Origin of the sequence: Streptosporangium sp. NPDC001681 (assembly GCF_040298085.1) — a bacterium.
Classification (GTDB): domain Bacteria; phylum Actinomycetota; class Actinomycetes; order Streptosporangiales; family Streptosporangiaceae; genus Streptosporangium.
This window is the reverse complement of sequence record NZ_JBEOZN010000101.1, coordinates 1-13197: the sequence shown is the minus strand read 5'-3', so window position 1 is coordinate 13197 and position 13197 is coordinate 1. Positions and strand designations below refer to the sequence as shown.

Annotated in this window: 14 protein-coding genes; 4 read left to right on the top strand and 10 right to left on the bottom strand. The window is 69.4% G+C overall.

What is annotated here, in order from left to right; genetic code table 11:
* Positions 1-30 precede the first annotated feature (30 nt).
* Genes ABT130_RS34330 through ABT130_RS34300 form a run of 7 tightly spaced genes read right to left on the bottom strand, consistent with a single transcriptional unit; the run spans position 31 to position 6627 of the window.
* A complete protein-coding gene (locus tag ABT130_RS34330; protein ID WP_350962607.1) occupies positions 31-855 on the bottom strand; it encodes an endonuclease/exonuclease/phosphatase family protein in 825 nt (274 codons plus the stop codon).
* The gene (locus ABT130_RS34325) at positions 852-1955 is read right to left on the bottom strand and encodes an aldo/keto reductase (RefSeq protein WP_350962604.1); all 1104 of its coding nucleotides are present in this window, start codon (positions 1953-1955) and stop codon (positions 852-854) included. The genes ABT130_RS34330 and ABT130_RS34325 overlap by 4 nt, the downstream gene beginning before the upstream one ends.
* Entirely contained in the window at positions 1952-2908 is a 957-nt protein-coding gene (locus tag ABT130_RS34320) for a GNAT family N-acetyltransferase (RefSeq protein ID WP_350962602.1), read from the bottom strand. The genes ABT130_RS34325 and ABT130_RS34320 overlap by 4 nt, the downstream gene beginning before the upstream one ends.
* The gene (locus ABT130_RS34315; RefSeq protein ID WP_350962599.1) at positions 2905-3720 is read right to left on the bottom strand and encodes a class I SAM-dependent methyltransferase; all 816 of its coding nucleotides are present in this window, start codon (positions 3718-3720) and stop codon (positions 2905-2907) included. Before ABT130_RS34315 ends, ABT130_RS34320 begins: the two co-directional genes overlap by 4 nt.
* Entirely contained in the window at positions 3717-4508 is a 792-nt protein-coding gene (locus ABT130_RS34310; protein WP_350962597.1) for a methyltransferase, read from the bottom strand. Before ABT130_RS34310 ends, ABT130_RS34315 begins: the two co-directional genes overlap by 4 nt.
* On the bottom strand, positions 4505-5140 hold the full coding sequence (locus tag ABT130_RS34305) for a hypothetical protein (protein ID WP_350962595.1): 636 nt from the start codon (positions 5138-5140) through the stop codon (positions 4505-4507). The genes ABT130_RS34310 and ABT130_RS34305 overlap by 4 nt, the downstream gene beginning before the upstream one ends.
* Positions 5137-6627: a Rossmann-fold NAD(P)-binding domain-containing protein gene (locus ABT130_RS34300; RefSeq protein WP_350962593.1), complete on the bottom strand. Its 1491-nt coding sequence runs from the start codon at positions 6625-6627 to the stop codon at positions 5137-5139. Before ABT130_RS34300 ends, ABT130_RS34305 begins: the two co-directional genes overlap by 4 nt.
* Positions 6628-6842: 215 nt before the next feature.
* Here ABT130_RS34300 and ABT130_RS34295 point away from each other — a divergent pair, with 215 nt between their 5' ends.
* Positions 6843-8183, top strand: coding sequence for a helix-turn-helix domain-containing protein (locus tag ABT130_RS34295; RefSeq protein ID WP_350962591.1), 1341 nt, complete (start codon positions 6843-6845; stop codon positions 8181-8183).
* A gap of 112 nt (positions 8184-8295) precedes the next feature.
* Here the strand turns inward: ABT130_RS34295 and ABT130_RS34290 are convergent, their stop codons facing one another.
* Entirely contained in the window at positions 8296-8724 is a 429-nt protein-coding gene (locus ABT130_RS34290) for a hypothetical protein (protein WP_350962589.1), read from the bottom strand.
* 170 nt (positions 8725-8894) lie between these two features.
* On the opposite strand from ABT130_RS34290, the gene ABT130_RS34285 reads away from it, so the two are divergent.
* Together ABT130_RS34285 and ABT130_RS34280 are read left to right on the top strand one after the other, a co-directional pair.
* Positions 8895-9632 carry a helix-turn-helix transcriptional regulator gene (locus ABT130_RS34285; RefSeq protein WP_350962587.1) on the top strand — a complete coding sequence of 246 codons (738 nt, stop codon included), beginning with the start codon at positions 8895-8897 and terminating at the stop codon, positions 9630-9632.
* Positions 9629-10123: an NUDIX domain-containing protein gene (locus ABT130_RS34280; RefSeq protein WP_350962584.1), complete on the top strand. Its 495-nt coding sequence runs from the start codon at positions 9629-9631 to the stop codon at positions 10121-10123. The genes ABT130_RS34285 and ABT130_RS34280 overlap by 4 nt, the downstream gene beginning before the upstream one ends.
* 222 nt (positions 10124-10345) lie before the next feature.
* On the opposite strand, the gene ABT130_RS34275 is transcribed toward ABT130_RS34280, so the two are convergent.
* On the bottom strand, positions 10346-10981 hold the full coding sequence (locus ABT130_RS34275; RefSeq protein WP_350929072.1) for a DedA family protein: 636 nt from the start codon (positions 10979-10981) through the stop codon (positions 10346-10348).
* Positions 10982-11329: 348 nt separating this feature from the next.
* Positions 11330-11959: a YigZ family protein gene (locus ABT130_RS34270; RefSeq protein ID WP_350962581.1), complete on the bottom strand. Its 630-nt coding sequence runs from the start codon at positions 11957-11959 to the stop codon at positions 11330-11332.
* Between the two features lie 476 nt (positions 11960-12435).
* Here ABT130_RS34270 and ABT130_RS34265 point away from each other — a divergent pair.
* Positions 12436-13197: sulfotransferase family protein (locus ABT130_RS34265; protein ID WP_350962579.1), on the top strand; the 762-nt coding region annotated here is incomplete at its 3' end.

Here is a 13197-nt window from a genome sequence, read left to right as displayed (position 1 = left end):
AGGGGCGCCCAGGGCTGCGCGGTGAAGGGATTAGAGGGTGCCGGTGGGCAGGGTGATGGTCGCGGTCATCGCCGCATGGTCGCTGAGCCCCGACGTGCGGGGCTCGTGCACGTAGCGGCAGTCGGCGATCGCGCCGACCGGCGAGCAGAACAGATGATCGAAGCGGTAGCCGGCGCCGCTGCGGCGCCCATACCAGGAGTGATCGTCCAGGTCGGGGTGGTGGTGCCGAAATGCGTCACCGTATCCGGCGGCGTCGAAAGCGCGGTAGAAGGTGTACTCCCAGGCACCGAACACGGTGTGGTGCGGCTTGTGGCCCGGTTCGACGACGTTGAGGTCTCCGATGATGACGACCGGGCCGGTCACCGCGAGGTCGTCGGCCAGGGCGGGCAGCATCTCTGCCACCGCGTCCTGAAACAGGCGTTTGTCGACGTTACGGCGCTCCTGGGGGCCGCGGGAGGGCACGTACAGGCCGACCACTCCGACGCTGGATCCATCGTCGAGGTGGAGGCGGATGGCGGCGCACCGGTGTGGCAGATAGCCGGGATGGATCTCGGGGGCCGGTTCCTGTTTGCCGATGCGGGAGGCGACGACCGTCAAATAGTCCGAGCCACCGTCGCCCAGATGCACGGTGAACTCGTGCTCGCCCAACGCTTGGGTGATGGCGTGCGCTCCGGGCGTGACTTCGGTCAGCACGACGACGTCAGCGTCCTGGGCGGCGAGCCATTCGGCTTGCCGCCGGGACCGGGCAGGGTTGGCGTGCTGCACGTTGAGCGTCAGTACCCGCACTTGCCCGGGGCGGGTGTGGTGCTCTCCCCGCTGCAGGAGGCTGAGCTGCTGGCGGTCGTCGCCACTCATCGGCTTTCCCTCACCGTCTCGTCGGTGAAGACCTCCCCCTGGGCGTCGAGGCGGGCCTGCACCCGCCCCATGATCATGCGGGCTTGGTCGATCACGTCGGGGTGCGGGGGCGCGCCCAGCGCGGACAGGTTCATCGCCACCTGCTCCGGAGTGGTGAATCCGACCAGCACAGCCGCCTGATCATAGCGATTCAGGCACGCCCACAAGGCGATATGGATCAGGTCTTCGCGGCGCCACCCGACCAGGCCGCGCAGCTCGTTCAGCCCCTCGGCGATGACCTCGACCGCCGCGGGCGTGAACCACCGCTTGCGCAAGCGATGGTCGCCTGGGCCGAACAGCGGCATGGCGGCGGGGTCGTAGGCGCCGGTCAGCAGGCCCTGCGCCAGCGGCTTGTTGATCAGCACACCGACCTGGTACTGCTCGGCGAACGCGAAGATGCCCTCCGAGCGGGACATCGGTGACAGCAGGTGATCGCGGACCGCGAGCAGGTCCGGGCGCACCTTGTCGAACACCGCCCGAAACCGGGCGATCTTGTCGCCGCGCTGGTCGGCGGCGACGGTGAGGCGATCTCGGGCGAAACGGTGCGGGCCCCGCATCCCGACCGCATGGATCAGCCCTTCCCGCTGGAAGGAGCGCATCGTCTCCACTGCGGGCTCCAGCCATCGGTCGCCGTCGCCGAAGTCGGAATGGTGCAGGAAGTACACGTCGAGGTAGCCGGTACGCAGGTTGTCCAGGGTCTGCTCCAGCTGGCGGCGCATGTGCCAGGGGTCGAAGCCGTGCTGGGCGGTGCCGGCGAAGTAGCCGACCTTGGACACCAGCACGATCTCGTCGCGAGGAACACCGGCGACCAGGTCTCCGATCAGGCGCTCGGAGCGGCCGTGCCCGTAGACATCGGCGGTGTCGAACAGGCGGGCACCCATCTGCCACGCGGTCTCCAGGCCGGCGGCGGCCTCCGCGGGTGAGGCGCCAGTGGACCAGCCCATCGGCAGGCCGAGGTTTTCGGCCGGTCCGCCGATGCCCCAGCAGCCGATGCCGACAGCGGGCACGGTGATGCCGCAACGGCCGAGGGTGCGCTGCGGAAGCGAGACAGGCGACGTCACAGGAATTCTCCTTCGGTGTGCGGCACCAGCGGCGCCTGGTAGTAGCGGATCTCCTCCACCGTGGCCAGACCGGCCGCGCGCAGGTCGGCCAGCAGCTCAGTGTGGCTGGTAGGGACGATGGCGCGGGCGACTTCGGCGTCGTGGCGGGCGCCTGCGGCGAGCGCCGCCGCGATCAGCGGCCTGGCTACGGCCGTCCGGTCGGCGCCGGGGTGGATCAGCACGTCGGCAAGCAGCGCCTCTGCGGGCTCGCCGGGCGCGGAGTGGATGAGCGGGTAGACCAGGGCCGCGGCCTTCAGGTCGGAGCCGTCGCCGTCGACGACGAGCAGGCCATCGGCGACGAACCGTTCATCGCCACTCCACCGCGGGTAGGTGTCCTGTGCGACGGCGAACCCGTGAACGGGGTGAACCGCGTGGTGGAGGCGGCCCAGCGCTGCGGCGTCGCCAGGACCCGCCAGCCGCACCCCCAGCTGGTCCTCACCCGGTGCGGCGAGGTTACGGACGATAGGGGCTTCCAGCAGAGCTGCGGTGGAGTGCGGGCACCATCCGGCACGGGTGTAGAACGTGCAGCCGTGCTCGCGGGTCGCGGGGATCTCCGCGGTGAGCACGAGCATCCCTTGAGGCAGGGAATCGGCGGCGTACTTCAGCAGCAAGGCGCCCAGCCCTTGCCGTTGCCATTCGGGGGCGACGGCGGGTCCCCACAGTCGTGCCGGTGCGCCCGGCGCGGCGGGGTGGCGCAGCGCCGCCGCCCCGGCCAGGCCACCGGTGGCCGACCGCGCCACAATCATGATCGTGGGGAAGGCGCCTCCCGGGGGGTGCAGCCGGGACCGCACCAGTGCCGCGGTCACCGGCCGCTGGTCGGGCCAGCCGCGCATGGCGGCGTAGCCGAGGTCGGCGAGTTCCTCATCCAGGGTCGTTCCCGGCCGGTAGACGGAGATGCTGATCGGCAGTGTCACAGCCGACTCCTTGGGTGGGTGGCGGCCACGCCGACACAGATGCTGCCTCGCCCGGCCCGGAACGCGGGATGCAGGGCCAACGCGAGTGTCGGTGCGGCCGCACGGGTGGACAGGAGCACCTGAGCGAATTCGGTGTAGAAGGTGTCGCGCAGCTGGGTGGAGGTGGTGAACGGGGCGGGCCGTGATGAGCCGCGCAGTCGTTGCCGGGCCAGCCGTAGCCGTTCGCCCGGCGGGCCGGGCCACCCGGCGGCGGTGGCCAGCGCCTGAATGATCCGACCGAGCAGGTCGTACTCCAGCCGTCCGGCGGGCCCGGCGATGCGGGTGGTGTACAGCAGCACGCCGTCGTCGGTCAGCAGCTCGGCCAAGCGGGCGAGCGCCGTGTCACGGTCGGCCGGGGTAGGCAGCAAGGACAACAACCCATCGGTAATGATCATGTCGAAGGGGCCGGGCACGTTGGTGAGTTCCGGCGCCTTCGCCCACATGGCCGTCACGTCCCGGCCGCACCAGGCGGTCCAGGCGTTGACGAGCGTCAGCGGGGTCTGGCAGACGTCGGCCACCACGATCTGCGTGTCGGGGAGGAGTTCGGCGAGCAGGCGCGGCATGGTCTCATCGGAGGAGCCGCACACCAACGCCCGTTTCGGGGTCCGGCCGGCGAGGGCCTTGCGGTAGAAGTCTTCGTGCCAGCGGGGGTTGCCTTTCAGCCCGGCCTGCCGGAAGAGCCGCCATGTGGAGTGGTAGCCGAAGCAGCCCCGGGTGCAGTGCCCGCGGGCGGCCGTCCACCCGTCACCGAAGGTCAGCGGAGCCGCCGTCATGGTGTGTCCTTCGGGGTTGCCTGCGCGACGAAGTGGAGCAGGCGGGCGACCCGCCGGTACGGGTCGCGGCGCCCGGCTTCCCATTCGGCGTTGAGGAGTGTGTCGAAGTCGTCGCCGACCGGTACGTCGCCCAGGTGGTCGGTGAACGTCCGCACCCCGTACCAGGTCACAGTGGAGGCTCCGGCGCCAACCAGCATCGCGTCGATGTCGGCGGCGGTGTGCGCCCGGCTGGTCACGCCGAGGTTGCCCGTCTCGGCGTGGGCGTTCATCACCTGCAGCGCGTCGGCCCACCGCCCTTCCAGACCCGGCCGCATGGCCAGCGCGTCACGGTTCTTCGTCAGCAGCGACACCACGCCGCCGGGCCGGGCCGCCGCCACCAGGTCAGCCACGAACGTCTCAGGGGTCTCGACGTACATCAGCACGCCGTGGCACAGCACCAGGTCGTAGCCGCCGCCGACCAGGTCCGAGGCTTCGTGGGCGCTGCCCTGCACCAGCCGGACGCGCTGTTGCACCTGGGCGGATTCGGCCTCCAGCCGTTGCCGGGCCTGCGCCAGCATTGCCGGGTCGGGGTCGAGCACCGTCACCTGGTGGCCGATGCGGGCGAGTTGGGCGGCCTGGTGGCCATCCCCGCCCCCGATGTCCAGGACCTGCTGCGAACCTGCGGGCAGGTGGGTGCGGAGGGCGCGGGCGACCAGCGCGTGCCGTATCGCGCCGCGCAGCGTGGCCATGTGCCGCGCGTACCCGGCGGACAGGTCCTCGCCGGACGTCGAAAGCCAGCTGTTGGTCAAGGTGTCTCCTTTGAGAGCAGGGATGCGAACAAGGACGGGTGCTCCAGCACCAAGCGGATGGACAGGTAGCGGGTCTGCAGCAACTGCTGCAGCGCGCGAACCGCCGGGGTGTCGGGCAGGGTGCCGGCGCGGACGGCGCCGCGCAGGGCCAGCAGCTTCGGCAGCCACTCCTCGACCGTGGTGAGGCTGACCGGGTCACGGCCGAGCCAGGCACGAAACCGTTCGGCGGTCATGACCTCCCACACCACCGCTTCCCGCCACGTCTCGTCGGGCCCTTCGACGGTGGTCAGGTGCGGCAGCCGGCACAGCCCCGACCGTGGCAGAGGCGGCGGCAGGGGGCTGGTCACGCACGCCCCGCGCAGGCCGCGACGGCGCCGCACCTCGTACAGGTGCTCGCCGAACGCCATGGCCAGGCCCGCCTGCGCCAAGGCGGCGCCGACGGGAACGACCGCCACGGCGTCGAGCCATGACCGGCGGGCGACGGTGAGCGCCACCCGTACCGCGTCGGCCGGGTCGGGGACGCCGTACCAGACGCGGCGTCGGTCCTTGCTGCTGGTGACAAGGCCCGGCTCGAACATCGCCCCCGCGTCAGCGGCGGTGAAGTACCGCTCCCCCTGCTCTGTGGTCCTCATGTGCTCTTCCGGCCGAACCGCGAGTAGTAGCGCTCCAGCAGGCCGCACGACTCCAGCACCCGGTCGGACGCGACGACGTTGTGCCCCGGAGTGAAACCGTGGCCGGGGGTGGCGAGGCTGGCCGCACCCACAAGGAGGCTGGCAAGGATCAGGTCGGAGTAGGCGTTCGGCAGCGACTCGGCGTGGTGAAAGTTCACCGGGTACCCGTCACCGACGATCGTCGCCCAGGCTCCGGACAGCAGGCGCAGGCGGATGCCCAGCACACCGGCGTCGCTGACCTCGGTGGCCTCCTCGGCTAGTTCGGCTATCGCGAACTCCCGGTTGCGAGAGGTCGTCGACACCAAGTAGCAGTCGCCGCCGATGGCGGCGGCGTGCTCGCCGCGCACACTGGTGCGACCGGTGCTGCCGACGATCAGCTTCGGCCGGTGCTCGCGCAGCAGCGTGCTCAGGCAGCGGCCGGTGACGAAGCCCTGCTCGTGGGCGGCGATGAGGCGCACCAGCTGCCGGTCGTGGACGGCGACCCGCATCCGCCGCGACCGCAGCACCTGGGCGATTTGCTCGCCGATCCGCCCATGCCCGATGACCAGCGCGGCCTGACCCTCAAGTTTCTCCTCGGGCAGCAGCCGCAGGGCGTTGCGGATCGCCGCGTCGGCGACGCCGTAGGACTCCACTGTGGCCTTCATCCTGGACTGGGCGACGGAGAAGATCGGCAGCGGCAGCTGCCGCCACGGCTCCAGCCGCGTGATGCCGGAGATCGTCTGCTCGACCAGGCCGGTGGTGAAGTGCGGCAGCAGGTCGGGACGGTGCTTCAGCAGCACCGGCAGCGTGTAGCCACCGTCGTCGACCAGCAGCCCCTGCCGGCCGAGGGTGGCGGCACGCTGCGCGTGGTCGTTCAACGCGTCCGCGGCCCGCGTCCACGGCCACACCGCGACGCCCTGACGGGTCAGGTGGGCGTCCACCCGGGCGGTGTGCCGGTACGGGTAGCCCTTGTCCAGAACGGTGATGGCCTCCGGCGGAACGCCCATCGCCTGCACCGCCTCCACCAGTACGAGGAAGTCGCGCATGTGATGCACCGTCAGGACCGGCGCCACCTGCGCCAGGCACCCCGGTGGCGCGAACAGCGGCAGCTCGGCCGTGAGCGGCATCTGGCCACGCAGCGCGGTCATCTCGGTCACGGTGAACGGCACCCGCCGCACGGCGGCCAAGACGTCCCTCACCTGGCCGGGCAGCAGCCCGGTTGTCTCCTCCAGCACCATCGTCACGACAAGCGTGCCCGCCGCGGCGGCTTCCGGCCGCGCCGGTGTGCCGGCCAGCAGTCGCACGCGTCCCCCGGCGCCGACCCGTAGCCGCCGATCCAGCCGGTCGCCCGCCGGTTCGCTGACATCGGTGACTTTGCCGATCGCCTCGATGATCGCTGCGAGGACCATCGGCATGTCCGCCGGTTCGCCTTGAAGCTCGATGGACTCGGCGCGCGCCAGCGGGATCATGCACACCTGCCGGCGGCTACCGCGAACGCAAGGATGATCATGCGGGGCTCCTTCCCGGAAAGGCGCGAGGAGCAGGTAACGGCCACACCGGACACTCCTGTTGCGCTTCGCACTTACCTGGTTACGTTCTGATCTCAGACAAGCGGGTCCCCGGGGCTCGCGACAGGGCCTCGCCGTAGTCTCGCTGTAATCCCCCTCCCTTCAAGGGACACGACATGAGCAGCGATCAGCCTCTGATTCGCCACCCTCTGACCTATCTGCGGGAGTGCCGAGGGTGGACTCTCTCCGACGTCGCCGAGCTGGTGCGGCGCCGGTCAGGCCTGAACATGGCCAGCCACCGGCAGAAGATCTACAGGTGGGAGCACCACCAGGTCGTGCCTGAGCTCGCCGCGCAACTCGCCATCGCCACAGAGGTGGGGGTCGACGCCCAGACGGTGTTGAATCTTGGGTGGCCGTCGTGGTTGCTGACGGTCGACGGGACCGAGCCGCTGGACCAGGCGTGGACACCTGAGACGGCAAAACAGATCATGGCGGGGTGCATGGGTGCAGGCACCGACCGGCGAGGATTCCTCCTGCTGTCGGGGGAAGAAACCGCCGAACTGGCAGACGCCTGGGCCGCCGTCCCCGCAGAAAAGATCATTGACGCCAGTGGCGGCGGCACCGTGGATACCGAGGTGGCGACCTGGGTCGAGAACCGTATCCACCAGCTGTGGCACCTGGATGACCTCGTCGGCGGCGATTACTGCCTGCACCTCGCCCAGGCCGACCTGCAGCTGATAGCCCGGCTGTTGCAGGGTGGCCACTACCGTGCAGCGGTCAAGCGGCGCCTGTACGGCGCGGCCGGGGAACTGCTGCGCTTCGCCGGCTGGTGCGCGTTCGACGGCGACCGGCACGCCGCCGCGGCACGGTACTGGCACGCCGGACTGCGTACCTCCGCCGCCGGAGGCGACACCCTGACCGGCGCCTACATCCTGTCGCTCATGGCGATGCAGCACACCTACGCCGGAGACGGCCGCGCCGCGATCAACCTGCTGCACGCCGCCCGGGAACGCATCGGCCCCGGAGCGCCCCGCACGGTGCACGCCATGCTCGACGCGTGGCAGGTCCGCGCCCACGCTGTCATCGGCGAGTCCCGCCAAGCCGTCGAGGTGCTGTTCCGCGCCGACGACCACTGGGGGCGCCGCGACCCGGACGAAGACCCGCCGTGGATCTACTGGATGCGCCAGCCGTCTCACACGATCGAGGTCGGCGCGGGCTTCGTACAGCTCGGCCGTCCGGACATCGCGGTGCGCCTCCTGGAGGAGGGCATGGCCGGTCGAGGCATCGACTACACCCGTGACACCGTGCTCGGCCTGACCGCCATCGCCGACGCACAGCTCGACCAGGACGACCTCGACGGCGCCCTCGACACGGCGCGGCGCGCCGTCGAGCTCGTCACCGACGTCGATTCCAGCCGCGTCGCCGACCAGCTCAATGCCTTCGCCCAGCGGCTCCCTGCCGGGGAGGTCCAGGCCGAAGAGTTCCACGCCTGCCTGGACGCGTTGTCGCACAGCTGAGGAGCTACCACTTCCGGCCTGTAGCCCACACCGGGCAGCCTCATGATGACCGCGCCCTTTCCTCGTCGTACCTCGGACGTGTTCCGGGTCGCGCAGCGGGAGCTCGACGTACTCAGGTGGTGGACGACTCGCCGTCAAGCCGCAGGACGTTCGCGATCCGGTCGGCTGCCGTGTCGATGTCGGCCGCGTCGGCGAGGCGCTCCATTTCGTCGGATCTGCCTGGGCCGGCAAGACGATCGCCCTGCCACCACCAGTACCAGGCCAGGCGGACCGGCTTACCTTCGGGCTGCGGCGCCTGGCGGTCCTTCACGAGGACGACCAGCTGAGACAGGCCGTTGAAAAACGATCGGGCCGCCGCCTGATCTTCGGGCCCGGCGGCTTCGCTGTAGTCGGGCGGCCGGGAGAAAAGCAGGATCGCGTTGGCGACCTGCTTGACGGTCAGACCTCGCTCCTGGGCGGCTTCAACGAGCCGTGTGATGAGCGCCGCAGGGCTAGGGGAAGCCTGCGGAGCGTTGGCGTCTTGTAGCTGTGGAGATGTCATGTGTCGGCTTCCGTGAATGATGCCTCAGTTGTGCAAGGGATGGCCCTTCCTCGGTGTTCTCCCAGGGTGACGGTGGGTCACCAGACAGCACATCGACACTGCGAGACATCTACCGACAACTATCTTCGAAAGACACGTCAGGAGTTGTCGAAAGATGGCAGCATGGTGGTGTGGTCAACGAACGCCTTCGCCGAGCGCTTCACCGCGCGGGACACGACATCGCCAGCCTCGCCGAGGCCGCTGAAGTGTCGACCAAAACCGTCGAGCGATGGCTGAGCGGCGAGTCGGTGCCGTACCCGAAGACGCGTTACCGCGTGGCCGCGATTCTTCGGGAGGAGGAAAGCTACCTCTGGCCCGACGCGGTCAACGGCGCCTCCTTGGCCGGCGCCGAGCTCGTGGCCACCTATCCACGGCGCAGCGATGTCCCCCGGCATCTGTGGACCGAACTGCTGCGCGGCGCCGAGCGCACGGTCGACCTGCTCGCGTACGCGGGCCTGTTCCTCACCGAGGAGCACCCCGACTGGATTCCCACCCTCATCGCCAAAGCGAACGCGGGCGCCCGCGTACGGCTGCTCCTAGGGGACCCCAAGGGCAAGCAGCTCGGGTACCGCGACGCCGAGCACCACATCGGAGGCGGCGTCGCCGGACGGGTCGCGGCGGTGATGGCCTACTACACGCAGAACATGCCTCCCTCGGTGGAGATCCGCCTGCATGACACCCCGCTGTACAACTCCATCTACCGGTTCGACGACGAGTTGCTGGTCAACGTCCACGTCTACGGGATTCTGGCGGCGTACACACCAACGCTGCACATTCGCCGCATCGACGGCGCCTACTACAACACGTACCTGGAGTCCTACGAGCGGGTATGGGCGGGTGCACGGCCCGTCGAGGAGGATGACCTGTGAGCAAGCACAGCCGCCGGATCGACCACTGGCAAGACCCTGACGCTCCCAAGCCGACCAGTCGCAAGCCGTCGGCGAGCGTGTTCGTCCGCAACGACGAAGGCGCCGTGCTGCTACTGAAGCGCACCGACAACGACCTGTGGACCATCCCCACTGGCGGCCTCAAGAAAGGCGAGACCGTCGCGCAGTGCGCCATCCGCGAGTGCGAGGAGGAGACCGGCCTGAAAGTCGAGATCACCGGTCTCGTCGGTGTCTTCTCCTCTCCGGAGCACGTGATCGTCTACATGTACGAGAACAGGGTCGACGAAGTGCGGCAACCGGTCAATGTCTGCCTGCGGGCCCGCGTGGTCGGAGGCACGATAGAGCCGGACCCCCGCGAGGCACAGGAGGTGCGCTGGGTGGCTCCCGCCGACCTGGGCGACCATCCCGTCCATCCCGCCCTGCAGCGCCGCATCGAGATCGGCCTGAGCGATCAGGCACCGTACGTGGAGTAGCGCGGCGCCCGTCGTACCCGGACAGCCGCGCCCCGTCGAACAGCCGCAGCCTGGAGACCTCGGCGTCCGCCGGACGGACGGCCCCGGCCGGCATGCGTGGGCGTGTCCGCGCCGTGAACAGGAACGGGCCCGCCAGGAGGAGGACCGGCCCGGCCGGGGCCCAGAGGGCCCCGAGCGCGAGACCGGCCGGCACCCGGCAGGCCCTGCTCGGCGGTTTCTCGGTCAGGCGTGGTGCTTGCCCTTGCGCCGGTCGGACAGCCTGACGACCACGAAGACCACCACGGCGAGGATCACGATGCCAAGCACGGTCTTCGAGACGATCCCCATGTAGTCCTCGACCAGCGACCAGTTCTCTCCCAGCAGGAACCCCGCCATCACGAACGCCGTGTTCCAGATGAGGCTGCCCAGGGTGGTGAGAAGGGTGAAGATGACGATCGGCATGCGCTCGACCCCCGCCGGGATCGAGATGAGGCTCCGGAAGATGGGGATCATCCGGCCGAAGAAGACGGTCTTCCTGCCGTGCTTGGCGAACCACGCCTCGGTCTTCTCGATGTCGGAGACGCTGACCAGCGGCAGCTTGGAGGCGATGAACACCACACGTTCGCGGCCCAGCAGTGCCCCGACCGCGTACAGCGCCAGCGCGCCGATCACCGATCCCAGGGTCGTCCAGAGCACGGCGTCGAACAACCCCATGTTCCCCTTGCTCGCGGTGAACCCGGCCAGCGGCAGGATCACCTCGCTGGGCAGCGGCGGGAACAGGTTCTCAAGTGCGATCGCCAGCCCCGCCCCTGGCGCACCCAGGGTTTCCATAAGGTTGATCGCCCATCCGGCGACTCCGTCGAGATTCGGTGAACTCATAGGGACAAGGCTACGGAGAGTTGGGTAGGGCGTGGATGAGGAATGCGCCCGCTCCTGCCTCGTACACGCCACAGGGGTCGGCTGCGGAAAACCACAGGTGCCTGGAACCCCATCGTGACGATCACGAAATCTCCGGGATTCTCGCACGTCAGGATGGGTATCGGCCGGCCAGGCGAGTGCGGCGGGCAGAGACCGTCACAGCCTGGGAAAGGGCGGGCGCACCCGCCTTCCGGCCGGGCCCTCCGCCCTCAACTGTGACCTATCCCACATTGACCGCCGCCGAAAAGTGGTTTGGACCCACGCGAGGGACGTCCAGATATCTTTACTCTCATACGGTCCGGCACCGTTTCAGCTGTTTCTGAGATGGACCGTCTCGCCCTGCTCGATCCTGGCGCGGCCCGCGGTCAGCGTGGCGACCCAGCCGGGGAAGTCGGCCAGGTCACGCTCGCGTACCGCGACACGGAAGCCGACCTCGGCGCCATAGCGGACCTCCCTGACCTCGTACGGCGAGATGCGCAGGTCGTTCTCCAGCCGCCCGGCCTGGACGTGGTCCACGGTCACGGTCATGACCCTGGCGGGCACCATCTCGACCAGTGGTGTGAGATCCAGTGTCTTGCCGACCGATGAGCCGTACGCGCGGACCAGGCCTCCCGCTCCGAGCTTCACCCCGCCGAAGTACCGGGTGACCACCGCCACCACGTCGGCGACGCCCCTGCGCAGGAGGGTCTCCAGCATCGGGGTACCCGCGGTGCCACCGGGCTCGCCGTCGTCGTCGGCCCGCTGGATGTGGCGGTCGCCGCCGATCACGTAGGCCGAGCAGTTGTGCGTGGCGTCACCGTACAGCCGTTTGCGGCCGGCGATGAACTCCCTGGCCTCCTCCTCCGAGGCGACCCGACCGATGGCGCACAGGAAACGGGAGCGCTTTATGTCGATCTCGTGCTCTGTCGTGTTCCGCGGGGTCAGGTACGGGTCGGGCATTCGGCAAGGGTATCGGCGGGGTTCCCGGTTCGCGCCGCCGCGCGCGTGTTTCCGGCCGCCCAGGGTACGCCCTGATGCCGAAGCCCTCGCGGCGGGTGGTTCGATGCCTGATCGCCGCCGCGTAAAGGAGTTCGGGGCCGGGCTCTCGCCGTGTTCGCCCGGCCGGCTCCCCCGGGAATCCGGCGGCGCGGGGTCCCGCCGGAGGCACATCAGGGTAGGAATACGGAACGGATGTTGCGTTTATTTACAACGCGACAAAACTCCCTCACGACGTCGAAATAGCAGAGAAGCGCCCGGCGTTCATTGAACGGAACAGCGCGGCTCGCCCCCATGAGCTGGGGATAGGCGTCGGCGACTGGAACTCCCGCCACGGGGCAGGCCCTTGGGGCACGACAACCCCATGGCGGGCCGCTTGCCTTCGCCGGGAAAGGGGTTATATTTACCAATAATAATAGTAGGAATTGAGGGTAATAACGATGCCCCTGCCGAATTTCCTCACGATCGGTGCCCCCAAAACCGGGACCACCGCCCTGCACGCCGCACTGGCCCGACACCCGGAGCTGTTCATGTCCCCGGTGAAGGAGCCGAAGTTCTTCCTCAGTGACGGCCCCCCTCCCACCAGGGGAGGCCCGGGCGACGCCCAGACCTACCGCGAGCACGTCTGGCGGCGCGAGGACTACGAAGCCCTGTTCGACGCGGCACCGCCGGGAACGCTCACCGGCGAGTCCACCCCGTTCTACCTCTACGACCTGGCGGCCCAGCGGCGCATCAGGAAGACCATCCCCGACGCCAGGCTCATCGTGGTGCTGCGCGACCCGGTGGAGCGCGCCCACTCCAACTGGACACATCTGTGGTCGGCCGGACTGGAGCCGATCGGCGACGTGCTGGAGGCCTGCGCCGAGGAGGAGCGCAGGGTCACGACCGGCTGGGCACCGTTCTGGCACTACCTGGGGCTCGGCAAGTACGGCAGACAGCTGGAACACCTGTTCACCCTGTTCCCCCGCGAGCAGGTGCTCGTCTACCGCTACCGCGACCTGGTCGACCGGCCCGCCGACACCCTGGACCGGATCTGCCGCTTCCTCGGCGTGGAGACCGGCGTCGTCACCGAGGTCCCCCGGGAGAACGTGACCGCCCATCCGGAGCCGACCCGCGGACACCGGATGCTGTCGCGGGCGTTGCGCGTGGGGTCGTCCGTGGCCGGACAGCTGCAGGGTGGCGAGCATCGTCTCGTCGTGCTG

Bases quoted from the DNA above. Each gene is read 5' to 3' on its own strand.
- ABT130_RS34330 (WP_350962607.1), bottom strand. From the start codon at position 855: ATGAGTGGCGACGACCGCCAGCAGCTCAGCCTCCTGCAGCGGGGAGAG.
- ABT130_RS34315 (WP_350962599.1), bottom strand. From the start codon at position 3,720: ATGACGGCGGCTCCGCTGACCTTCGGTGACGGGTGGACGGCCGCCCGC.
- ABT130_RS34305 (WP_350962595.1), bottom strand. From the start codon at position 5,140: ATGAGGACCACAGAGCAGGGGGAGCGGTACTTCACCGCCGCTGACGCG.
- ABT130_RS34300 (WP_350962593.1), bottom strand. From the start codon at position 6,627: ATGATCCCGCTGGCGCGCGCCGAGTCCATCGAGCTTCAAGGCGAACCG.
- ABT130_RS34295 (WP_350962591.1), top strand. From the start codon at position 6,843: ATGAGCAGCGATCAGCCTCTGATTCGCCACCCTCTGACCTATCTGCGG.
- ABT130_RS34290 (WP_350962589.1), bottom strand. From the start codon at position 8,724: ATGACATCTCCACAGCTACAAGACGCCAACGCTCCGCAGGCTTCCCCT.
- ABT130_RS34275 (WP_350929072.1), bottom strand. From the start codon at position 10,981: ATGAGTTCACCGAATCTCGACGGAGTCGCCGGATGGGCGATCAACCTT.
- ABT130_RS34270 (WP_350962581.1), bottom strand. From the start codon at position 11,959: ATGCCCGACCCGTACCTGACCCCGCGGAACACGACAGAGCACGAGATC.